At 72.7% G+C, this 20,394-nt stretch carries 17 protein-coding genes and 1 tRNA gene; 10 read left to right on the forward strand and 8 right to left on the reverse strand.

The window, feature by feature from the left end; translation table 11 throughout:
• Positions 1 to 5: 5 nt before the first annotated feature.
• The 5 genes from GH747_RS03345 to GH747_RS03365 all read left to right on the forward strand — a co-directional run bounded on the left by GH747_RS03345 (position 6) and on the right by GH747_RS03365 (position 5,148).
• Positions 6 to 1,268: a lyase family protein gene (locus tag GH747_RS03345; protein WP_149768120.1), complete on the forward strand. Its 1,263-nt coding sequence runs from the start codon at positions 6 to 8 to the stop codon at positions 1,266 to 1,268.
• Positions 1,265 to 2,497, forward strand: a complete 1,233-nt coding sequence (gene pcaDC / locus GH747_RS03350) for a bifunctional 3-oxoadipate enol-lactonase/4-carboxymuconolactone decarboxylase PcaDC (protein WP_149768121.1) — start codon at positions 1,265 to 1,267, stop codon at positions 2,495 to 2,497. Before GH747_RS03345 ends, pcaDC begins: the two co-directional genes overlap by 4 nt.
• Positions 2,498 to 2,573: 76 nt before the next feature.
• A complete protein-coding gene (locus tag GH747_RS03355; RefSeq protein WP_149768122.1) occupies positions 2,574 to 3,773 on the forward strand; it encodes a thiolase family protein in 1,200 nt (399 codons plus the stop codon).
• Positions 3,773 to 4,465: a 3-oxoacid CoA-transferase subunit A gene (locus tag GH747_RS03360; protein WP_149768123.1), complete on the forward strand. Its 693-nt coding sequence runs from the start codon at positions 3,773 to 3,775 to the stop codon at positions 4,463 to 4,465. The genes GH747_RS03355 and GH747_RS03360 overlap by 1 nt, the downstream gene beginning before the upstream one ends.
• A complete protein-coding gene (locus GH747_RS03365; RefSeq protein ID WP_149768124.1) occupies positions 4,462 to 5,148 on the forward strand; it encodes a 3-oxoacid CoA-transferase subunit B in 687 nt (228 codons plus the stop codon). The genes GH747_RS03360 and GH747_RS03365 overlap by 4 nt, the downstream gene beginning before the upstream one ends.
• Positions 5,149 to 5,283: 135 nt before the next feature.
• On the opposite strand, the gene GH747_RS03370 is transcribed toward GH747_RS03365, so the two are convergent.
• From GH747_RS03370 to GH747_RS03395, 6 genes are all read right to left on the reverse strand, one after another.
• The gene (locus tag GH747_RS03370) at positions 5,284 to 6,975 is read right to left on the reverse strand and encodes a thiamine pyrophosphate-dependent enzyme (RefSeq protein ID WP_149768125.1); all 1,692 of its coding nucleotides are present in this window, start codon (positions 6,973 to 6,975) and stop codon (positions 5,284 to 5,286) included.
• Positions 6,972 to 7,814, reverse strand: a complete 843-nt coding sequence (locus GH747_RS03375) for an ABC transporter ATP-binding protein (RefSeq protein WP_149768126.1) — start codon at positions 7,812 to 7,814, stop codon at positions 6,972 to 6,974. Before GH747_RS03375 ends, GH747_RS03370 begins: the two co-directional genes overlap by 4 nt.
• Complete coding sequence (locus tag GH747_RS03380; protein ID WP_149768127.1) at positions 7,804 to 8,577, reverse strand: ABC transporter permease; 774 nt, start codon at positions 8,575 to 8,577, stop codon at positions 7,804 to 7,806. Before GH747_RS03380 ends, GH747_RS03375 begins: the two co-directional genes overlap by 11 nt.
• Entirely contained in the window at positions 8,574 to 9,317 is a 744-nt protein-coding gene (locus GH747_RS03385) for an ABC transporter permease (RefSeq protein WP_205602738.1), read from the reverse strand. Before GH747_RS03385 ends, GH747_RS03380 begins: the two co-directional genes overlap by 4 nt.
• A gap of 95 nt (positions 9,318 to 9,412) precedes the next feature.
• Positions 9,413 to 10,366, reverse strand: coding sequence for an ABC transporter substrate-binding protein (locus tag GH747_RS03390; RefSeq protein ID WP_149768129.1), 954 nt, complete (start codon positions 10,364 to 10,366; stop codon positions 9,413 to 9,415).
• A gap of 27 nt (positions 10,367 to 10,393) precedes the next feature.
• Positions 10,394 to 11,854, reverse strand: a complete 1,461-nt coding sequence (locus tag GH747_RS03395) for a benzaldehyde dehydrogenase (protein WP_149768130.1) — start codon at positions 11,852 to 11,854, stop codon at positions 10,394 to 10,396.
• A gap of 158 nt (positions 11,855 to 12,012) precedes the next feature.
• Between GH747_RS03395 and GH747_RS03400 the strand changes: the two genes are divergently transcribed.
• From GH747_RS03400 to GH747_RS03420, 5 genes are read left to right on the forward strand one after another with little or no spacing between them, the layout of a single operon-like run.
• Complete coding sequence (locus tag GH747_RS03400) at positions 12,013 to 12,798, forward strand: IclR family transcriptional regulator domain-containing protein (RefSeq protein ID WP_228552754.1); 786 nt, start codon at positions 12,013 to 12,015, stop codon at positions 12,796 to 12,798.
• A 3-nt stretch (positions 12,799 to 12,801) separates the two neighbouring features.
• Positions 12,802 to 15,279: an FtsX-like permease family protein gene (locus GH747_RS03405; protein WP_149768131.1), complete on the forward strand. Its 2,478-nt coding sequence runs from the start codon at positions 12,802 to 12,804 to the stop codon at positions 15,277 to 15,279.
• Positions 15,276 to 17,954 (forward strand): FtsX-like permease family protein, encoded by a 2,679-nt coding sequence (locus GH747_RS03410; protein WP_149768132.1) that lies wholly within the window; start codon positions 15,276 to 15,278, stop codon positions 17,952 to 17,954. The genes GH747_RS03405 and GH747_RS03410 overlap by 4 nt, the downstream gene beginning before the upstream one ends.
• Positions 17,947 to 18,861: an ABC transporter ATP-binding protein gene (locus GH747_RS03415; RefSeq protein ID WP_205602739.1), complete on the forward strand. Its 915-nt coding sequence runs from the start codon at positions 17,947 to 17,949 to the stop codon at positions 18,859 to 18,861. Before GH747_RS03410 ends, GH747_RS03415 begins: the two co-directional genes overlap by 8 nt.
• Positions 18,858 to 19,562 (forward strand): ABC transporter ATP-binding protein, encoded by a 705-nt coding sequence (locus GH747_RS03420; protein WP_149768134.1) that lies wholly within the window; start codon positions 18,858 to 18,860, stop codon positions 19,560 to 19,562. Before GH747_RS03415 ends, GH747_RS03420 begins: the two co-directional genes overlap by 4 nt.
• 50 nt (positions 19,563 to 19,612) lie before the next feature.
• On the opposite strand, the gene GH747_RS03425 is transcribed toward GH747_RS03420, so the two are convergent.
• Together GH747_RS03425 and GH747_RS03430 are read right to left on the reverse strand one after the other, a co-directional pair.
• A tRNA-Ser gene (locus GH747_RS03425) sits at positions 19,613 to 19,702 on the reverse strand.
• 211 nt (positions 19,703 to 19,913) lie between these two features.
• The gene (locus GH747_RS03430) at positions 19,914 to 20,381 is read right to left on the reverse strand and encodes a hypothetical protein (protein WP_149768135.1); all 468 of its coding nucleotides are present in this window, start codon (positions 20,379 to 20,381) and stop codon (positions 19,914 to 19,916) included.
• Between the last annotated feature and the right edge of the window lie 13 nt (positions 20,382 to 20,394).

Raw genomic sequence — 20,394 nt, forward strand, 5'->3', positions numbered from 1 at the left:
GCCGTATGACCGATCTGCTGTGGCCGGGTGACGAGCGGGCAGGGGACCTGCTGACGGACGCAGCGGTCCTCGCGGCGATGGTGCGGGTCGAGCAGGCGTGGCTCGACGCGCTCGTCGATGCCGGGCTCGCGCCCAAGGCCCTGCACCTGGTCGGGCTGGTCGGGCCCGACGACGTCGCATCGCTCGCCGCCGGCGCCGAGGGCGGAGGCAATCCCGTGATCGGCCTGGTGTCGCTGCTGCGGGAGCGAGCGGTGCCGCCCGGTGGTGCGGAGTCCGACGGCACCTGGATCCACCGTGGGCTCACCAGTCAGGACGTCGTCGACACCGCGCTCATGCTCGCCGTGCGTGACGCTCTCGATCGGGTCGCGGGTGAGCTGCGGGACCAGATCACGTCGCTGGTCGGGCTGGTCGAGGCACACCGCCGTACGACGATGGTCGGGCGGACCCTGACGCAGCACGCGGTGCCGACGACCTTCGGCCTGGTTGCGGCAGGGTGGCTCGAAGGCCTGCTCGACGTCGCCGAGGACCTCGACCGCGTCCGCGCGACGCTGCCCGTGCAGGTCGGCGGTGCCGTCGGCACGCTGGCGGCCGGCGTCGAGCTGGCCCGCCTCACCGGATCGGCCGACCCGGAGGCGGTCGCGGTGCAGCTCGCGCGGGCGACCGCCGGTGCGCTCCGGCTGGCGGCGGTCCGGCCCTGGCACGTACGCCGTCGGCCGGTGACCCGGATCGGTGACGCGCTGGTCGCGGCGACGGACGCGTGGGGGCAGGTCGCGACCGACGTCGTCACGCTCGCCCGTCCCGAGATCGCCGAGCTGGCGGAGCCCGTGAAGGCGGGGCGCGGAGGCTCGTCGACGATGCCCCAGAAGCAGAACCCTGTGCTGTCGGTGCTGCTGCGACGGGCAGCGCTCGCAGCGCCCCCGCTCGCGTCGACCCTGCACACCGCCGCAGCGCTCGCGGTGGACCAGCGGCCGGACGGTGCGTGGCACGCCGAGTGGGACACGCTGCGCACGCTCGCGCGCCGTACGGTCGTCGCCGCGGACCAGGCCAGCGAGCTCCTCGCCGGTCTGCGCGTCGACGGCGACCGGATGCGCGCCAACCTCGACGCCGCGGGCGACGGCGTCCTTGCGGAGCGGGACGGCATCCGCCGGCTGGCGACTGACGGCGGAACGTCCGAAGGGTCGAAACCCCATTCGTACCTGGGCGCCACCGACCTGCTCGTGGACGCCACGCTCGCCCGCGCCCGTACCAGCCTGGAGGAGTCGCCATGACCGTCCCCCGCATCACCGGCGTCGAGCTGGCCGGGCACGCCGGGCTCCCGCTGCTCGTCGTCGGCCCGTCGCTCGGGACCTCGGCGGTCGCGCTGTGGTCGGCGGCGGCCAAGGAGCTCGGCGCCGACTTCCATGTGATCGGGTGGGACCTGCCGGGGCACGTCGACGGGCCGGTCCGCGGCGGGTTCACGATCGCCGAGCTGGCCGAGGGCGTTCTCGCGTTCGCGAGCGGCGCGGCCGAGGCACGCGAGGACGAGGCGCTGCGGTTCGCGTACGCGGGAGACTCCGTCGGTGGTGCGGTCGGCCTGCAGCTGATGCTCGACGCGCCGGACGCCGTGACCGCGGCGGTCCTGCTGTGCACGGGAGCGCAGATCGGCGACACCGAGATGTGGCGAGAGCGGGCGGCGACCGTACGCGCGTCGGGGACGCCCGTGATGGTGACCGGCTCGGCCCAGCGGTGGTTCGCGCCCGGCTTCCTCGAGCGCGAGCCGTCCATCGGCGCCGCGCTGCTGCACGTCCTGCAGGGTGCGGACGCGGAGGGGTACGCGCAGGTGTGCGACGCGCTGGCCGTGTTCGACGTGCGGGACCGGCTCGGCGAGATCGCGGTGCCGGTGCTCGCGGTCGCCGGGGCGCACGACGTCGCGACGCCGGTGGCGAAGCTCGAGGAGATCGCGAACGGCGTTCGGAACGGCGACCTGCTCGTCCTCCCCGACGTCGCGCACCTCGCCCCCGCGGAGGCCCCAGCCGACGTCTCGTCCGCGATTCGGGCAGTTTGGGGCCGTTCTCGGGGGGAAGAACCGCACCCAACTGCCCAAATCGGGGACGGGGACGGGGCGGTCGGGGCGGACGGGGACGGGGCGTACACGCGGGGCATGGAGGTACGGCGTGCGGTGCTGGGAGACGCGCACGTGGATCGTGCCACCGCGAGCGCGGACCCGCTGACGCGTCCGTTCCAGGAGCTCATCACCCGCTACGCGTGGGGCGATGTGTGGGGGCGCGACGGGCTCGACCGCCGGAGCCGCTCGATGATCACGCTCGCGTTGCTCGCCGCGCTCGGGCACGAGAAGGAGCTCGCGATGCACGTGCGGGCGGCGCTGCGCAACGGCCTGACGCGGGAGGAGATCGCGGAGGTTCTGCTGCACACGGGGGTGTACGCGGGGGTGCCGGTGACCAACGCCGCCCTCGGGGTCATGCAAGGCGTATTCGCCGAGCTCGACCAGGACTCCTGACGCCGCTGTCGTGGTACGTTGTTCACGCAACGCACCGACGTTCGCCTAGCGAACGCTTCAGACCTCGAGGAGCGCGATGCCTGCGTACGTGTTCGATGCCGTCCGGACGCCGTTCGGACGCTACGGTGGTGCGCTGTCCGGTGTGCGGCCCGACGACCTGGCCGCCACCGTCGTCGCCGCGACGCTCGCACGCTGCCCCGGGCTCGACCCCGAGGCCATCGACGACGTCGTGTGGGGCAACGCCAACGGTGCCGGCGAGGAGAACCGCAACGTCGCCCGCATGGCGGCGCTGCTCGGGGGCCTCCCCGTCAGCGTCCCCGGCACCACCGTGAACCGCCTCTGCGGGTCCAGCCTCGACGCCGCGATCGCCGGGTCGCGCGCGATCGAGTCCGGCGACGCCGAGATCGTCCTCACCGGCGGCGTCGAGTCGATGAGCCGCGCGCCGTGGGTCATGCCGAAGCCCGCGCGCGGCTTCCCCGCCGGCAACGTCGAGGCCGTCTCGACCACCCTCGGCTGGCGGCTGGTCAACCCGCGCATGCCCAAGGAGTGGACGATCTCCCTGGGCGAGTCCAACGAGCAGCTGCAGGAGCGCTTCGGCATCTCGCGCGAGCGCCAGGACGCGTTCGCAGCGACCTCGCACCAGCGCGCGTACGCCGCCTGGGAGGCCGGCCGGTACGACGACCTGGTCGTCGGCGTCGACGGTGTCGACCTCGCTCGGGACGAGGGCATCCGCCCCGACTCGACTACAGAGACCCTCGCGCGTCTCAAGCCCTCGTTCCGCCCCGACGGCACGATCACCGCGGGCAACGCGTCGCCGCTCAACGACGGTGCCTCCGCCGTCCTCCTCGGGTCCGAGCGCGCCGCCACCCTGATCGGCCGCGACCCCGTCGCGCGCATCGCCGGCCGCGGGGTCATGGCCCTCGAGCCGCAAGCCTTCGGGTACGCCCCCGTCGAGGCGGCCAACCGCGCTCTCGCGCGTGCCGGGATCGGCTGGGACCAGGTCGGCGCCGTCGAGCTCAACGAGGCGTTCGCCGTCCAGAGCCTCGCCTGCGTGGACGCGTGGCCGATCGACGCCGACATCGTCAACCAGTGGGGCGGCGCGATCGCGATCGGTCACCCGCTCGGCGCCTCGGGCGGTCGCATCCTCGGCACGCTCGCCGCCGTCCTCCGGACCACCAACCAGCGCTGGGGCGTCGCCGCCATCTGCATCGGCGTCGGCCAGGGCCTTGCGGTGGTCCTCGAGAACACCGGCGCCTCCGAGAACGAGGCGCGCTGATGCGCGTGCTGGACGCCGATGCCGCGGTCGCCGACGTGGCGGACGGCGCGACGGTCCTCATCGGCGGGTTCGGCACGGCCGGGATGCCGTTCACGCTGATCGACGCGCTCGTCCGGCACGGCGCCCGCGACCTCACGGTGGTCAGCAACAACGCCGGCAACGGCAGCACCGGACTTGCTGCGCTGCTCGCCGCCGGCCAGGTCCGCAGGATGATCTGCTCGTTCCCCCGGCAGGTCGACTCGTACGTCTTCGACGACCTCTACCGCGCCGGCAAGGTCGAGCTCGAGGTCGTGCCGCAGGGCAACCTCGCGGAGCGCATGCGAGCCGCTGGCGCGGGGATCGGCGCCTTCTTCACGCCGACCGGGTACGGCACGGTGCTGGCCGAGGGGAAGGAGACGCGGGAGATCGACGGTCGCGCGTACGTCCTCGAGTACCCGTTGCGCGGAGACGTCGCCCTGATCGCGGCTCGCCGAGCGGACACCGCCGGCAACCTCGTGTTCCACAAGACCGCCCGCAACTTCGGCCCGGTCATGGCGACCGCGGCCACGACGACGATCGCCGAGGTGGACGACGTGGTCGACGCCGGAGGGATCGACCCCGAGGCCGTGGTCACTCCCGGCATCTTCGTGGACCGCGTCGTGGCCGTCGGGGCGGAGCAGCGCATCGCCGCGCGAGAAGGAGCGAGCGCATGACGACGGTCGAGTCGCAGCTCCGCACCGTCGAGCACGCCGACCGCGGTCCCCTGTCGCGCGACGAGATGGCGCAGGCGATCGCACGCGACATCGAGCCGGGGTCGTACGTGAACCTCGGCATCGGTCAGCCGACGCTCGTCGCGGACCATCTCGACGGCGACTCCGGCATCGTCCTCCACACGGAGAACGGCATGCTCGGCATGGGGCCGGTCGCCCGCGGTGACGCGATCGACCCCGATCTCGTGAACGCGGGCAAGGCGCCGGTCACCGAGCTCCCCGGATCCTCCTACTTCCACCACGCCGACTCCTTCGCGATGATGCGCGGCGGCCATCTCGACGTCTGTGTGCTCGGCGCCTTCCAGGTCTCGCAGCGCGGCGACCTCGCCAACTGGCACACCGGCGCACCCGACGCGATCCCTGCCGTCGGAGGCGCGATGGACCTCGCCGTCGGGGCAAAGCGGGTCTTCGTGATGATGACGCTGTTCGCGAAGGACGGGTCGAGCAAGCTCGTCGAGAGCCTCACCTACCCCGTCACCGGTCTCGCCTGCGTGAGCCGCGTCTACACCGAGCACGCGGTGTTCGACGTCGGCGCGGACGGCGTGGTCGTACGCGAGACGCACGGCACCACCGTCGACGCGCTGCGCGAGCGTCTGCCGGTCCAGGTGCGGCGGCTCGAGGACTGATCGCGCCCACGGCCTAGGGCCACCGGCTCAGCGGTGTGACTGCGTACGGCCTGGCCCGCGCGTACGCGCGAACGTGCCCGCATCGCCTCCCCGGGGGTGTGGACGCGATGCGGGCACGCGGTCGAGGTCGCGCAGCTAGGGCGCGAAGCTGGTGTCGGGCGCCACGGAGACCTCGATCAGGAGAGGCCCACCGGGCTCCCGCAAGCGGGAAGCTGCTTCACCGAGTGCGTCGGACAACGCGGCCTCGTCGTCGACACGCACCACGCGGCAACCGAGCGCCTCGGCGACCCGGCCGACCGACACCTCGGGGAACGACGGCCATGGGGGCTTGCCCCCCACGCGCTCGGCGAGCCGGTCCATCACCGCGTAGCCGCCGTTCGCCATCACGACCCACAGCACACCGACGTCGCGGTGGGCGGCGGTCCACAACGACTGCACCGCGTACATCGCCGACCCGTCGCCCACCACCGCGACGACCGGACGGTCGGGCAGCGCCATCTTGAGGCCGATCGACGCCGGCATCGCGAACCCGAGCCCGCCCATCGCTGCCGACACGAAGCCGAGCGGCTCGCGCGCGGGCACCATCGCCTGCAGGATCGGCCGTGATGACGGCGACTCCTCGACGAGGACGGTGTCGCGCGGGAGGACGGTGGAGAGCGCACGGAAGACGGCGGTGGAGGTGAGGGGGTGGGTTTCGACTCGCTGCGCTCGCTCAACCAGCGGGGAAGCGGCTGCCTCAACCAGCGGGGAAGGGGCTGCCTCGACCAGCGGGGAAGGGGCTGCCTCGACCAGCGGGGAAGCGGTTTCCTCGACCTGCGGGGCGGCGGGTGGCTCCTCCGGCGGACGGGGCCCGAGGGACGTGACCAACGCGCGTACGACCTCGGTGGGGTCGGCGACCAGCGCCAGCTCGGCGGGCGAGCGGTACGCCTCGTCGGGGTCCGCGGTCACCACGGCGACGCGTACGCCGTCGGGCACGAGGGGACCCTCGGCGTACGGGTACTGACGCAGCGCCGCACACCCCACGACCAGCACCAGGTCGGCGTCGGCCAGCACCTCGCGGACGCGGGGGCGGTCGGCCGGCAGGTGGCCAGCGAACAGGCGGTGGTCCTGCGGGAATCCGGCACGTGATCCGAACGGCTCCTGCCACACCGGCGCATCGATCCGCTCGGCGAGGGCGACCAGCCGATCCCAGCCGTCGGCGCTGTCGTTGCCGGACCCCGCGACCACGACCGGGCGCTCCGCGTCGGCCACCATGCGCGCGAGGTCGAGGACGTCGACGGTCCGCGGCATCGGCGTCCGCACCACCCGGGCGGCGGAGACGTCGGCGGGGTCGTACTCAGCCTCCCAGTCGTCCATCGGCACGATGACCACCACGGGGCCCTGGTCGCGACGGGCTCGGTGCGTCGCGCGCGCGATCGCCGACGGCACGTCCTGCGCGCGTACGGGCGAGATGACCTCGAGCGGATAGTCGCCCGCGAGGCCCTCCAGTCTTCCGGCGAGGAACGGCTCGAGGGCCAGGTGGCGGCGGTCCTGCTGCCCGACCACGATCACCATCGGGGCGTGGTTGACGCGGGCGGTCGCGATCGCGCCGACGGCGTTGCCGAGCCCCGCGGTGGTGTGCAGCAGCACGAAGGCCGGCTCGCGCCGTGCGATCGCCCACCCGGAGGCCACCCCCACGACCGAGCCCTCGTGCAGGGCGAGGACGAAGTCGAGATCGTCGGGCAGGTCGACGAGGAACGCGACCTCGGTCGATCCGGGGTTGGAGAAGATCGTCGTCATCGCCTGCCGGCGCATGACGTCGTACGTCGCCTCCCGGACCGTGGTCACGCGTCGCCGCCCTTGCCCCGCTTCGCCTTCTGGATCTCCGCGTACACGTGGGTCCGCAGCTCGGTGAACCGCGGCAGCGAGCGAGTCGTCAGCTGGTCGCGGTCGGCCGGCAGGTCGATCGTGAGGTCCTCCTGGATGACCGTCGGCGAGTTCGACAGGATCAGCACCCGCTCGCCGAGGTAGACGGACTCGTCGATGTCGTGGGTGATGAACAGGACGGTGACGCCGAGCTCCTTCCACACCCGGCGGATCAGGTCCTCGAGGTCGGCGCGGGTCTGCGCGTCGACCGCGGCGAACGGCTCGTCCATGAGCAGGACCTCGGGCTTGTACGCGACGGCGCGCGCGATCGCGACGCGCTGCTGCATGCCGCCCGAGAGCTGCCACGGGTACGACGACTCCGCGTGCTCGAGACCCACGGCGTGCAGCGCCTCCGAGACCGCCTTCTGACGCTCAGCCTTCGGCATGCCCGCGTTCTTCAGCGGCAGCTCGACGTTCTGACGCACGGTCAGCCAGGCGAACAGGCTGCGGCCGTACTCCTGGAACACGACGGCCATCTTCTTCGGCGGCCCGGTGACGACGGCGCCGTCGAGCGTCACGGTGCCCGCCGTCGGGTCGAGGAGCCCCGCGATGCAGCGCAGCAGGGTCGTCTTGCCGCAGCCCGAGGGCCCGACGAGGCAGACCAGCTCACCCTGGCGGAGCTCGAAGGTCAGGTCGCGGACGGCCTCGACGTCTCCGGTGTCGGACGAGTAGATCTTCTGCAGCCCTTGGACCGACAGTGCGACCGGGGAGTGGACGTCCTCGCGGGGTCCGGTCTCGATCGTGGCGCTGTCACCTGCCATGCTGCACCTCCTTCTGGCCGTAGTACCAATGCAGGATCTTGCGCTCGCAGACCTGGAAGACGATCGACACGGCGACGCCGATCAGGCCGAGGAGCACGATGCCGCTCCACATCTCGGTGACGGCGAACGACCGCTGGAACAGCACGATCGTGAAGCCGAGACCGGACGAGGACGCGAACATCTCCGAGATGACCATGAGGATCAACCCGATGGACAGGGCCTGGCGCACCCCGGCGGCGATCTGCGGCGCAGCGCTGGGGAGGACCAGGGTTCGGAGCCGCTGCCAGCGCGACAACCCGTACGTCCTGGCGGTGTCGACCAGGACGGGATCGACGGCGCGGACGCCCTCGATGGTGTTGAGGAGGACCGGCCAGATGGCGCCGAAGACGATCACGGCGATCTTCATCCGGTCGTTGATCCCGATGAGCACCATCAGGATCGGGACGAGCACCGGCGGCGGGATCGCGCGGAAGAACTCGAGCATCGGCTCCAGCAGCGAGCGCAGCCAACGCACCGAGCCGATGCAGACGCCGGCGGCGATGCCGAGCACGATGGCGAGCAGCGTGCCGGCCGCGAACCGGGCGACGCTCGGCATGACGTCCTCGCGGAAGCGTTCACCGAACCACGTGTCGACGAAGGTCGTCGCGAGCTCGCCGGGCTTCGGGACGTAGAAGTTGGTCGAGTCGATCGTGAGGACCCACCACAGCAGGATCAGCAGGGCGGGCAGCGTCACGGCGTACGCGATGCTCTTGAGGACCTTCACAGCGCCTCCCTCCGGACAGAGACGTGCCAGTGCAGAGCGCGACGCTCGACGACACGGGCGACGAGGTTGACGACGACGCCGATGAGGCCGGCCACGACGACCAGGGCATACATCTGCGGCACCGCACCGCCGGAGTTCGCGAGCGCGATCTCGGTGCCGATGCCGCCGCCGCCGATCACGAGCTCGCCGGTGACGGTGAGGATGAGCGCGACCGCGGCACCGAGCCGCAGGCCCGTCATGACGTACGGCAGAGCCGTCGGCCAGGTGAGGTGGCGGATCCGCGCCAGTGCGCCGAGCCCGAAGCTGCGGGCGGTGTCGGAGGCGACCGGGTCGACGTCACCGACGCCGTACAGGACCTGGATCAGGACCTGCCAGAACGCGGCGTACACGACGAGGAGGAGCGTCGACTGCATCGAGGTCCCGTAGAGCAGCACCGCGAGCGGGATCAGAGCCACCGACGGGATGGGCCGCAGGAACTCGATCGTCGAGTGGGTCGCCCGGCGCAGGAAGCGGCTCGGGCCGATGACGAGGCCGACGACAACAGCGGCGCTCGCGGCGATCGCGAGACCGATGGCCCACGTGCGCACCGTACGGCCGAGCGCCGCCCAGAACTCGCTGGTGCCGGCGAGCTCGGCGATCTCGCGAAGTACGGCCGACGCCGCGGGGAGGTACTCCGCCTCGACGAGCCCGGAGCGTACGACGAGCTCCCACGTCGCGAGGAACCCCACGATCCCGAGCACGCCGAGGACCCACGAGGGAAGCGGGGCGCCCCGCCCGTGAGCGCGACGCGGGGGCGACGTCGGGCTCACGGGCGAGGACGTACTGGCAGCAGCGGTCATGGAAGCAGCGCGTCCAGGTCCGGCTCGTCGTCGAGGGTTCCGTACTCGACGGCGGCGGCACCGAGCTGCTCCATGGACGCCCGGTCGAAGTCCTCGCGGAAGACCGGGAGCACCATCTTGGCGCGGGTGGGCTCGTCGATCTTGGTGTAGGTGCCGACGATGTCGCGGACCTCCTGGTCGTTCTCACCGGCATACTCGAGCGACTTGTTCATCGCGCGCGTGAAGCGCTCGACGAGGTTCTCGTTCTCCGCGATGTACTGCTTGGTGGTGAAGTAGCCGGCGATGTCGAGCTTGGGCGACATGTCGAGGTAGTTGAACGTGACCACCCGTGCGCCGTCGGCGAGAGCCGCGGACATGAAGGGCTCGAGCACCCAGATCGCGTCGACCTGCTTCTTCGCAAGGGCGGCGGGCGCATCCGGGAAGGGCACCTCCACGAACTCCACGTCCTCGGGGTCGCCACCGTCCTGCTCGATGGCGGCGCGGATCGTGGTGTCGCCGATGTTCTTGAGGTTGTTCACCGAGACGGTCTTGCCCGCGAGGTCGGCCGGCGACTGGATCGGGGAGTCCCCCGGCACGAGCACGGCGCCGAAGTCGGGCTCGACACCTGCCGAGGAGGTCCCGTTCGTCACGAACTGCAGCGGGAGGCCCTGGCCTGCGCCGACCATCAGCGACACGGTGTTGCCGAACGCGAAGTCGAAGTCGCCGCTGACGACGCCCGGCACCGCAGCCGCGCCACCCGTGGTCGTGACGATCTCGAGGTTGATGTCTTCTTCCTCGAAGAACCCCTTCTCCTTGCCGAGCCAGATCGGCGCGGTGTCGACGATCGGGATGACACCGACCTTGACGTCGTCGGGTCCGCCGTCGGAGCTGTCGTCGTCACCGCCACCGCCGCAGGCGGCCAGCAGGGTGATCGCGGCTGCCGCTGCGGCAACCTTCATGATCCGGCTCATGGATGTCTTCTCCTTGTCGGGGGGTGCTCAGAAGGGGTACGTCGGGGGCTCGCTGCGCAGCGTCACCCAACGGGTCTCGGTGAAGGCCTCGATGTTGGCCTCTGCGCCGCCGTGGCGAGATCCGGTGCCGGACGCGCCGAGCCCGCCGAACGGTGCGTTCGCCTCGTCGTTCACGGTCTGGTCGTTGACGTGCACGATGCCCGTGGGGATGTGGCCGGCGAGCTCGAGGCCGCGCATCGCGTCGCGGGTGACGATGCCGAGCGACAACCCGTAGTCTCCGCTCGAGGCGAGCTTGACGGCCTCGTCGAGGGTCGAGAAGCTCGCCACGGACGCGACCGGCCCGAACACCTCCTCGGCGAACGCCGGCGCGTCGATCGGGGAGTCCGCGAGCACGGTCGGGCGGTAGAACAGCCCGTCGTACGACCCGCCCGCGACCAGGCGCGCACCTGCCTCCTGGCTCGCGGTGACGAGTCCGTGGATCTTGTCGCGCTGGCCCTCGTCGATGATCGGGCCGAGGGCGACCTGCTCGGTCGCGGGGTTGCCGACCGGGAGGTGGTCGGCCTTGGCGGCGAGCTTCTCGACGTACGCGTCGTACAGGCTCTCGTGGACGAGGTGGCGTCCGACGGTCATGCAGATCTGGCCCTGGTGGAAGAAGGCACCCCACGCCGCGAGGTTGACGGCCTGGTCGACGTCGGCGTCCTCGAGGACGACCAGCGCGGAGTTGCCGCCGAGCTCGAGGTGCGCGCGCTTGAGGTGACGGCCGGCGGCCTCGCCGACCTTGCGGCCTGCCGCTGTGGAGCCGGTGAACGCGATGACCCGGATGCTGGGGTCGGAGGCGAACGCCTCACCGACGTCGGCCCCACCCGGGAGCACCTGGAGAACGCCGGCGGGGAGCCCGGCCTCCTCGAAGATCCGGGCCATCGTGACGCCGCCGGTGACGGCGGTGCGGGGATCCGGCTTGAGGATGACGGCGTTGCCGAGGGCGAGTGCGGGCGCCACCGCGCGGATGCCGAGGATGAGCGGCACGTTGAACGGCGAGATCACCGCGACGACGCCGGCCGGGACGCGCTGGGCCAGGGACAGCCGGGGCTCGGCGCTGGCGAGGACCTGGCCGTGGGGGTGCGACGGGAGTGCCGCCGCCTCGTAGCACTCCTGGGCCGCGACGCTCTGGGCGAACCCGGCCATGCCGGGGACCGCGCCGACCTCACGGACGTTCCAGTCCATGACCTCCTCGGCGTGGGTGTTCCACAGGTCGCCGGCCCGGCGCAGGACCGCCGCGCGCTCGGTGTGCGGGAGTGCGGCCCAGGCGCGCTGGGCCTCCGTCGCCACCTGACCTGCCTGCCTGACGTCGGCGGGCTCGGCGCGCCCGATGCGCCCGAGCTCGTCGCCGGTCGCCGGCTCCACGACGGGGTACGTCTGGCCCCCGGACGGGGCGACCCACTCGCCGCCGAGATAGATCCGCTCGTTCCAGACCGATGCTTCGAGCATGGAGCTGGGCCCTCCTGCGATGCTAGGCTGAAGCGTTCGCGATGCGAACGTGTGTGCAGTAGCCGAACCTACTATGGCCCAGGTCACAGGTCAACGCGGGGCCGTGGGCACGGGCGAACTGACAAATGACAGCCACGATGACGGATAGGGTGCGAGACGTGACGATTCCCCCGGACGGCCGACCGATGGAGTCCGTCCAGTCCCTCCAGCGCGGACTCGCGGTGATCCGCGCCTTCGACGCCGAGCACCCGCGGATGACGCTGGCCGAGGTCGCCCGCCAGACCGGGCTGACCCGCGCGACGGCCCGCCGGTTCCTCCACACGCTCGTCACGCTCGGCTACACCGCCACCGACGGCCGCGAGTTCTGGCTGTGCCCACGCGTGCTCGAGCTCGGCTACGCCTATCTCTCGGCCAGCTCGCTCCCCGAGATCGCGACGCCCCACCTCAAGAGCCTCACGGACAAGGCCCGTGAGTCCTCGTCGGTGTCGGTCCTCGACGGCCTGGACATCGTGTACGTCGCCCGTGTCCCGACGCGTCGCATCATGACCGTGGCGATCAGCGTCGGCACACGCTTCCCCGCGTACGTGACCTCGATGGGCCGGGTGCTGCTCGCCGGGCTGCCCGACGCCGATCGCGAGTCGCTCTTCGAGCAGATGTCGTTCGACCGCCTGACCCCGCACACCGTCACCTCGGTGGGTGCGCTCCGTCGCGAGGTCGACCTGGTCCGCGACCAGGGGTGGGCGCTGGTCGACCAGGAGCTCGAGATCGGCCTTCGCTCGATGGCCGCACCCGTCCGCGACCCGCGCGGGCAGACCATCGCCGCCGCGAACATCTCGATGAGCGCGACCCAGGGCAGCGCCGAGGAGGCCCGCGAGACGCTGCTGCCGCTCCTGCTCGACACCGCCGCTCAGATCGAGCGCGACCTCCGCGTCACCGGCGTCTGAACGGTGGGGTCGCTGTCAGGACGCCGAGCGCGCGCTCACGCCTGGCTGCTTACGGCTGCGGCCCTCACCAGCGCAGCCACGGCGTTCGTGCTGTGCGGCCTCGCCACCACGGCGGGTGAGCACGCCGATGCGGAGGTCTCCCGTGGTCTGGGGGCGTCGCCCGCACGCGAGGCTGCGCTGAGGATCTCGGCGACGACGCAGCTCGACGACGAGGTCGCCGAGGCCGAGGAGCTCTCGGCGGAGGCCGAGGCACTGGGATTGCTGGTCACCCGGAGCGTCCGTGCCGAGGGCGGTCGGTACCTGACCGCCTCCTATCCCGCGCTGCGTGAGCTGGCGACGCTGTCCACCGGGCGGTGGGGCGACGGAGACGGCGAGGCGACCATGCCCGACGCAGCCGCGCGGCGGCTCGGGGTGTCCGCCGGCGACCGCCTCGCGATCGGTACGACGGTGGTCACCGTCGCGGGGACGTGGCACGCGGACGACCCTGCGGACCCGCGTTGGTTCGGCGACCCGGCGATCACCTCCGGCGCGGAGGCTGGTGCCGTAGGGCCGGTGGTCGTCACGGAGCGCACGCTGGCCGGGGTCTCCGACCGCCGGACCTCGTCGTGGACCGTCACGACTCCCCCGCACGCGGGCCGGACCCAGCTCTCCGCCTGGACCACCGAGGTCCCAGCCCTGGTGGCCGCGGCCGAGGACGGCACCGTCGACGTGGACGGCGGGCTAGGGCGACGGGTGGCGAGCGTGGCGCGCGCCGACGCGTCGGTCACGGCGACCAGCGCCGTGTGTCTCGTCCTGGTCGCAGCCATCGGGGCGCTGGCGTCGTGGTTCGTCGTCGGGGCGCTGCGACAGGCCCGGAGCCGGGAGTCTGCGGTTCTGCGCGCACGTGGAGGTTCGCGCCTCCAGCTCCTCCGCTGGCACGGCGTCGATGCGCTCGCCGCGGGAGCCGTCGGCCTGCTGGTGGGGGTCGTCGCCTCCACGGCGGCGGCAGGCCGACCCGGATGGACGTCCGTCGTGACGGCCGCGGTCATCACCGGCGCTGTCTCGCTCGCTCGGGCGTGGCCTCCGGCATCCCCGTCCACGACACCTCGATCCTCCGGGACTCGCACCGCTCCCGCGACCGTGGGAGGCGCCGTGCTCGTCGCCGCGGCTGCCCTCGCTGCGTTGCGCGTCGCCTGGGCGTCCGACGTCGTCGTCGTCGACTCTACGGGCCGGGTGGCGACCGACGTGGTCGGCGTCCTCGCCCCTGCCCTCGTGCTCGTGGCGACTGGCCTGGTGCTCGTCGCGCTCGCTCGTCCGCTGCTCGGCGCCGCCGCACGGCTGGCGGCGCGCGCGAGCGACCGGCTCGCCCTCGTCCTCAGTCTCCGGCTCGCTGGGCGGAGGGCGCGCACGCAGGCCGCGATGAGCGTCCTGGTCGCGCTGGTGACGGGCTGCGTCCTCACCTCGGCGACAGCCGACGCCTCTAGCGACGCTCTGGTCGCCCGCACACGTGCCATGGCCGTGGGCGCTGACGTCCGGGTGGGCTTCGACGTCCCTCCCCTCCTCGACCGCCAGAACCCTGCGATCGACCCGACGCCGTACGGAGCGCTCCCCGGCGTCACGTCCGTCCGCACTGCCGTCGAGGCGGCGGTCCGGGTGGCTGACGTGCCGACGACGCTGCTCGCCGTCTCGTCCCCGCTCGAGGCCGGGGGTGACGCAGCACCCGCGGCGGCGGCGGGGGGCGCGGTGCGGATCGCTGTGACGACGCGTCTGGCCCGCACCCTCGACCTCGAGCCCGGCGACCAGGTCGAGGTCCTCGTCCAGGCCGCTGCCGCACGGTTCCCCGGCGCAGTCAGCCGTGTGTCCGACAGCCTGCCGGGACTGAGCGGTGACAGCGGGATGGTTGCCGACCAGCAAGACGTGGAGGCGGCGCTCTCCGAGCGCGACGTCCAGCTCGCGCCGAACACCGTGCTGCTCGGCTCCAGCGATCCGACGACGACGGCGGGCGCGGTCCCGGCAGTGGTGCAGCGGCCGTACTCCGTGACGGCGGCCACGGCTCCCGCGCCGGTCTCGGAGACCCGGTGGCAGGAACCGTGGCGCTGGGTGGCGCTCGCGGCGGTGCTGGTGGGCTCCCTGGGACTCGCAGCCGTCGTGGTGGGCGGCGCCCGCAGAAGCCGCCGCGAGGCCGCCGTGCTGCGAGCGTTGGGTGCCACCAGTGCCGAGCGGTTGCGTGCGTTGCTCGGCGAGGCCGGGTTCGCGGTGGTGCTGGGCGCGATCGCCGGCCTGGTCGGGTCCGCCGCGGTGATGGTCACCGTGATCCCCTCGCTCGCCCACGCTCTCGTCGCCCGCGGCGCACCTGACGTGGGTCTCACGCTCACGGTCGATGGATCGACGCTGGCCTGGTCCGTGGTCTGCCTCGCCATGGCCGCGGTGGGGATCGGAGCCGGCTCCGCCCAGGTCCTGCGATCGCGTCCGCTCCAAGCCCTCAGCGAGGAGGACCGATGAGCGGTCGGCAGATCGGCGGTGCGGTGCTGCTGGTGCGGTACGCCGTCGCGCACCGCGGCGTGCTCGGGCTCGCCGGGGCCGTCGTCGCCGCCCTGGCGTTCCTCAGCACGATCGCCCCCGCGGCAGTCTCAGACCTGCTCACCGACTCCCAGCGGCATGAGATCGGCCTGATGGTTCCGCAGAAGCGCGACCTTGTCGCGGAGGAGCAGCTGAGTCCGCCGCCCGAGCTGGCGGACGACGAGTGGGCCGGGATGCGCAGCAGGCTCGCGGCAGCGCGCAGCGACATGGGACCGCTGCTGCGCTCCTTCACCGACCTCGGGGAGTTCACCGTCACCAGCCCGACACGCCGCGCGGTGCCGACGCACCCGGTCGGGCTCGTCCCCACCGCGTACGTGAACACCAGCCTCACGCCTGAGCTCGCCGGCCACGTGCGGATGATCGAGGGTGCGCTGCCTGCGCGGCCGGCGAGCGTGGCCGCCACCGCCGAGCTCGTGCTCTCGCGCAAGGCTGCCGACGAGATGCGCTGGGCGGTGGGCGAGGAGCGTGTCCTGACCGGGACCAGTCAGCGCGACCGTCGCTACCGCCTCAGCGGGATCTACGCCCCGATCGAGCCGAACGGGTCCTTCTGGCGGCAGACCTCCGCGGCCATCGTGCCGGTCGTCTTCGACGACGGGCGGTCGCGGACGATCACGGCGACGGCCTGGGTGTCCGGGGCAGGCACCGAGGCCCTCGGAGTCGGCTCCTACGGACAGGAGCCGCGGACGAAGCTGTGGTTCCCGTTCCATGCGGTTCGTGCGACGTCGGCGCAGGCGCCGCAGCTCGTGGACGAGCTGTCCGCGTTCACGCGTACGTCCCACCCGCTGACCGAGCGCGGGGTGCTGGTCGACGGCAACGCGTCGTTCGAGGTCCCACCGGTCTCGGCGTCGTACTCGACCCAGACGACGACCGTGCTGCGCGCGACCCAGCTGACCGCGCGGTCGTTGATCTCGCTGACTGCGTTGCTTGCCGCAGGGCCGGTCACGGCGGCACTCTGCGTCCTTGCCCTGACCATCGGGCTCGTCCGCGCCCGGAGCGCCGCACTCCTCGGACTCGTCACCGCGCGCGGCGCCTCACGCGGACAGCTCGCGGTGGCGGCGACCGTCGTGGGTCTCCTCGTCGGGGTGCCGTCCGCCGCGCTCGGCACCGCCGTGAGCGCGGTGCTCGCGCCGGCGTCGAGCGTCGTCCCGTGGTGGCCGCCGGTGGTCTGCGTCGTCCTCCTCGCGGCGGCGTCGTCCGTCGCCGCACTGTCCGGCGGGCAGCGACCACGCGTGCCGCGTCTCGCGGTCGAGGTCATCGTCGTGGGCGCCGCCGCGGTGTCGCTCGTGGCCGTCGCCCAGCGCGGGTCGGGTCTGCCCGGATCGGGGATCGATCCGCTCCTGATCGCCGCTCCCGTCCTCGTCTGCCTCAGCGGGGCTCTCGTGGCGCGTCGGCTCCTGCCGCGCGTCGCGGGCTGGGTGGCCGCGCAGCAGCGACGACGTACGGGACTCGTCGGGCTCATGGGCGCGTCCCGGACCCGCGACGGCGCGACGTCTGCGGCGGCAGTGGTCGCCCTGGTTGCTGCGACCGGGATGGCGATCGCCGCAGGGGCCGCGGTCGCGACCCTGGGCGAAGGCCGCCTCCAGACCGCGCAGGCCGTGGCAGGCGCCGACCTGCGCGTTTCGGGCGTCGCGCTGGATCCTGCGGCGGTCGCGCGCCTCGGCGAGCTCCCCGGGGTCAGGGAGGTCGCGACCCTGTCCGACGGAGCTGACGTGCCCGTGCGCGCGGGGGCGTCCGTGTACGTCGCCCGCGTCCTCACCGACGCCTCCACCCTCCGTGCCGTCCAGCGAGGCGCCGCCGGCGCGGTGCCCGGCCTGGCCACGTTGGCCGCCGGCGTCGGCGCGGACGGCAGGGTGCCGGTGATCGTGTCGGAGTCGGCCGACGCCCGGCTCGACGCGGCGCGCGAGATCACCGTCGACGGTGTCGACGCCCGTGTCGTCGCTGTCGCGCCGGACAGGCTCGGCGGCGTGCCCAAACGGACGTGGTTGCTGATGGACCGCGACTCGCTCGGCGCCGAACGGCCCACGTACGACCCCACGATCAGCGCTCTCGCCGACCTCGACGGTCCCGCGAGCGATGGTCTGCTCGTCGAAGTCGAGGCGATGTTCCCGGGGGCGGTCGTGACCACGACGGCTCGGGAGGCAGCCGCGGTCGCGGACGACCCTGCGGTCGGTGGTGTGAACGCGGTCGCGCGGGTCGCCGCCGCGTCGTCGGCGCTCCTGGTCGCGGCAACCGTCGTGCTCGCGCTCGTCGGCGGGGCAACCGCTCGCGCGCGCGATCTCGCCGTCGTACGGGCCCTCGGCCTGCCCTCGCGTCTCGCCCGCCGGCTTCCGGTCTGGGAGGTCGCCCTCCTCGTCGTCACCGCTGGGGTGCTCGGTGCCGTCGTGGGTCTGGTGCTCCCGTACGCGGTCTTCGATGCCGTCGACCTCACCCCGTTCACCGGCGGGGAAGAGCAGCCGGCGACGGTGCTCCCGCTCGGATGGACGCTCGCGGTCGCGGCGGGTGTCGCGGTCGTCTCGATCGTCGGGGCGCTGCTCGCGGCCGGCGGAGCGGCTCGACGTGACCTCACGACAGTGCTCAGGATGATGGAGAGTGAGTGACGTGAACGAACCCGATCCCGACGGTGCGATCGTCTGCTCCGACCTCGTGCGCGTGTTCAGCACCCGTGGCATCGAGGTCCAGGCGCTCCAGGGGCTGAGCCTCCGGGTCGACTCGGGCTCGGTGGTCGCGCTCGTCGGTGCCTCCGGATCTGGCAAGTCGACTCTTCTGGGCATCCTGTCGGGCCTCGACGTCCCCACCGCCGGTCGTGCAGTCGTCGCGGGTCACGACCTGCTGGCGATGGGCCGGCGCGAGCGTGTCGAGTTCCGCCGGCACAGTGTCGGGTTCATCTGGCAGCAGACCGCCCGAAACCTCTTGCCCTACCTCACCGCGGGCGAGAACGTCGCGATGATCGCCGGGGTCGGGCACCAGCGCGGCCGGCGACGTACGGCGGTCGTCGATGAGCTGCTCGAGCTTCTCGATGTGGGTGACTGCCGTGACCGGCGACCGCGTGAGCTCTCCGGCGGTCAGCAGCAACGGGTGGCGATCGCTGTCGCGATGGCGAACTCCCCGCGGGTCCTGCTCGCCGACGAGCCCACGGGCGAGCTCGACGAGGCGGCGAGCGCCGAGGTGCTCGCCGCGATGAACCACGTCAACCGCGAACGCGCGACCACTGTGCTGGTCGTCACCCACGACGCGACGGTCAGCGACCACGTCAGCCGTACGGTCCAGATCCGTGACGGCCGTACGTCGACCGAGGTGCTGCGCCGCGCAGCGGTCGACGAGCACGGCGCCGACACCGTGGTCGCCGAGGAGTACGCCGTGCTCGACCGCGTCGGCCGCCTCCAGCTCCCCGACGAGTTCACGCGGGCGCTCGACCTGCGCGACCGCGTACGCCTGGCCCTGGAGAGCGACCACGTCGGGGTGTGGCCCGGCCATCGTGAGCACGACGACGGGGAGGTGCGATGAGCGGCGCGGGAGCGGCGGTCGAGTCGTACGCGGCTGGCAGGGTGTTCCGTACGCCGGCGGGCGACGTCCGTGGCTGTCACGACGTGACGCTCCAGGCGCACCCCGGCGAGCTGGTGGTCGTCCGCGGCCCGTCAGGATCGGGCAAGACGACGCTGCTCAACCTGCTCGGCGGCCTCGATCGGCCGTCGTCGGGGCGGGTCCTGCTCGCCGGTGTCGACACCAGCGAGGCCTCGGAGGCAGAGCTGCTCGCGCTGCGCCGCGAGACGGTCGGCTTCGTGTTCCAGTCGTTCGGTCTGCTGCCGGTGCTGACGGCGGCGGAGAACGTCGAGGTCCCGCTGAGGATCCGCCGGACGCCGGCCGACGAGCGGGTCCGTCGGGTGGCGGACGCGTTGTCGGCCGTCGGGCTGGCCGACCACCGCGACCAGCGCCCGGACGAGCTGTCCGGCGGCCAGCAGCAGCGGGTGGCGATCGCCCGCGCCCTGGTCGCTGAGCCCTCCCTGCTCGTCGCGGACGAGCCGACCGGCCAGCTGGACAGCCGTACGGCCGCGTCCGTGATGGATCTCGTCGTCGACATCGTCCACCGCCAGGGCATCGCAGCCGTCGTCGCGACGCACGACCCGCTGCTCGTCGAGCGGGCCGACCGGGTGCTCACGCTGCACGACGGCGTCGTGCTCGACGACCCCGCCGCTGTCGGGGGCTGACCCGGGAGAACGACGAAGCCGCGACCGGGCGGACCGGTCGCGGCTTCGGGTGGCGGAGGTGGCGGGATTTGAACCCGCGAGAGGTTTCAACCTCAACCCGCTTAGCAGGCGGGCGCACTAGGCCACTATGCGACACCTCCAGGCGTGCCGCTCAAGGCTACAAGGTGGCCCCGTCCCGGAGCGAACCGGGGCCATGATCCCGCCTCCGTCGGTCGGCCGCAGACTGCCGCGGCTTCGACGGTCGACGGGGCGCCACTTTGGAGGAGCGAGCGACGGGTGCATGGATCGCTCGGTGCTCGGATCCTGCGCTCGGTAGCGTGTCGCGCCGCCGGCGCCGTGCGCGGGCCGGCGTCAGGTCTGTGGCGGGAGCTCGCGATACCCGTGGGCCGCGTCGAGCCGTCCGCGGATCTCCCGCTGCAGGTTGAGCCCATCCGGGCCGAACAGGCCCAGCGGCAGCTCGGTCGTACGCCCCTGGTGGAGGCCGATGACCAGGATCGGGCTGCCGTCGGCCGCAGGCTTGTCGTCGACGCGCTCGACCTGCGACCACATCGCGTGCCGCACACCGGTGCCGCGGACGCGGTGGACCTGGTAGCCGGTCGTCGTCAGCGAGAGCAGCCGCGGGGGCCAGCGGAGCGCGATCAGCGACGCGAGCACCAGCAGCGCGACGAGCACGGCGACGCCGACACCCCAACCCGAGGCGTCACCGCCGATCGAGATCAGCACTGCGGCAAGCACAGCGCCGAAGGCGGCCACCATCATGCGGACGCCGAAGAGCCTCAGCGCCAGGATCAGCGTGAGGCGGTACGTGGTGGGTCTCATCGTGTCAGTCATG

This window comes from Mumia xiangluensis (genome assembly GCF_010994095.1).
Taxonomy (GTDB): domain Bacteria; phylum Actinomycetota; class Actinomycetes; order Propionibacteriales; family Nocardioidaceae; genus Mumia; species Mumia xiangluensis.

Excerpts from the sequence above, each read along its gene's own strand:
- GH747_RS03345 (WP_149768120.1), top strand. The coding sequence starts at position 6 with ATGACCGATCTGCTGTGGCCGGGTGACGAGCGGGCAGGGGACCTGCTG.
- pcaDC (WP_149768121.1), top strand. The coding sequence starts at position 1,265 with ATGACCGTCCCCCGCATCACCGGCGTCGAGCTGGCCGGGCACGCCGGG.
- GH747_RS03355 (WP_149768122.1), top strand. The coding sequence starts at position 2,574 with ATGCCTGCGTACGTGTTCGATGCCGTCCGGACGCCGTTCGGACGCTAC.
- GH747_RS03360 (WP_149768123.1), top strand. The coding sequence starts at position 3,773 with ATGCGCGTGCTGGACGCCGATGCCGCGGTCGCCGACGTGGCGGACGGC.
- GH747_RS03365 (WP_149768124.1), top strand. The coding sequence starts at position 4,462 with ATGACGACGGTCGAGTCGCAGCTCCGCACCGTCGAGCACGCCGACCGC.
- GH747_RS03375 (WP_149768126.1), bottom strand. The coding sequence starts at position 7,814 with ATGGCAGGTGACAGCGCCACGATCGAGACCGGACCCCGCGAGGACGTC.
- GH747_RS03390 (WP_149768129.1), bottom strand. The coding sequence starts at position 10,366 with ATGAGCCGGATCATGAAGGTTGCCGCAGCGGCAGCCGCGATCACCCTG.
- GH747_RS03395 (WP_149768130.1), bottom strand. The coding sequence starts at position 11,854 with ATGCTCGAAGCATCGGTCTGGAACGAGCGGATCTATCTCGGCGGCGAG.
- GH747_RS03410 (WP_149768132.1), top strand. The coding sequence starts at position 15,276 with ATGAGCGGTCGGCAGATCGGCGGTGCGGTGCTGCTGGTGCGGTACGCC.
- GH747_RS03420 (WP_149768134.1), top strand. The coding sequence starts at position 18,858 with ATGAGCGGCGCGGGAGCGGCGGTCGAGTCGTACGCGGCTGGCAGGGTG.
- GH747_RS03430 (WP_149768135.1), bottom strand. The coding sequence starts at position 20,381 with ATGAGACCCACCACGTACCGCCTCACGCTGATCCTGGCGCTGAGGCTC.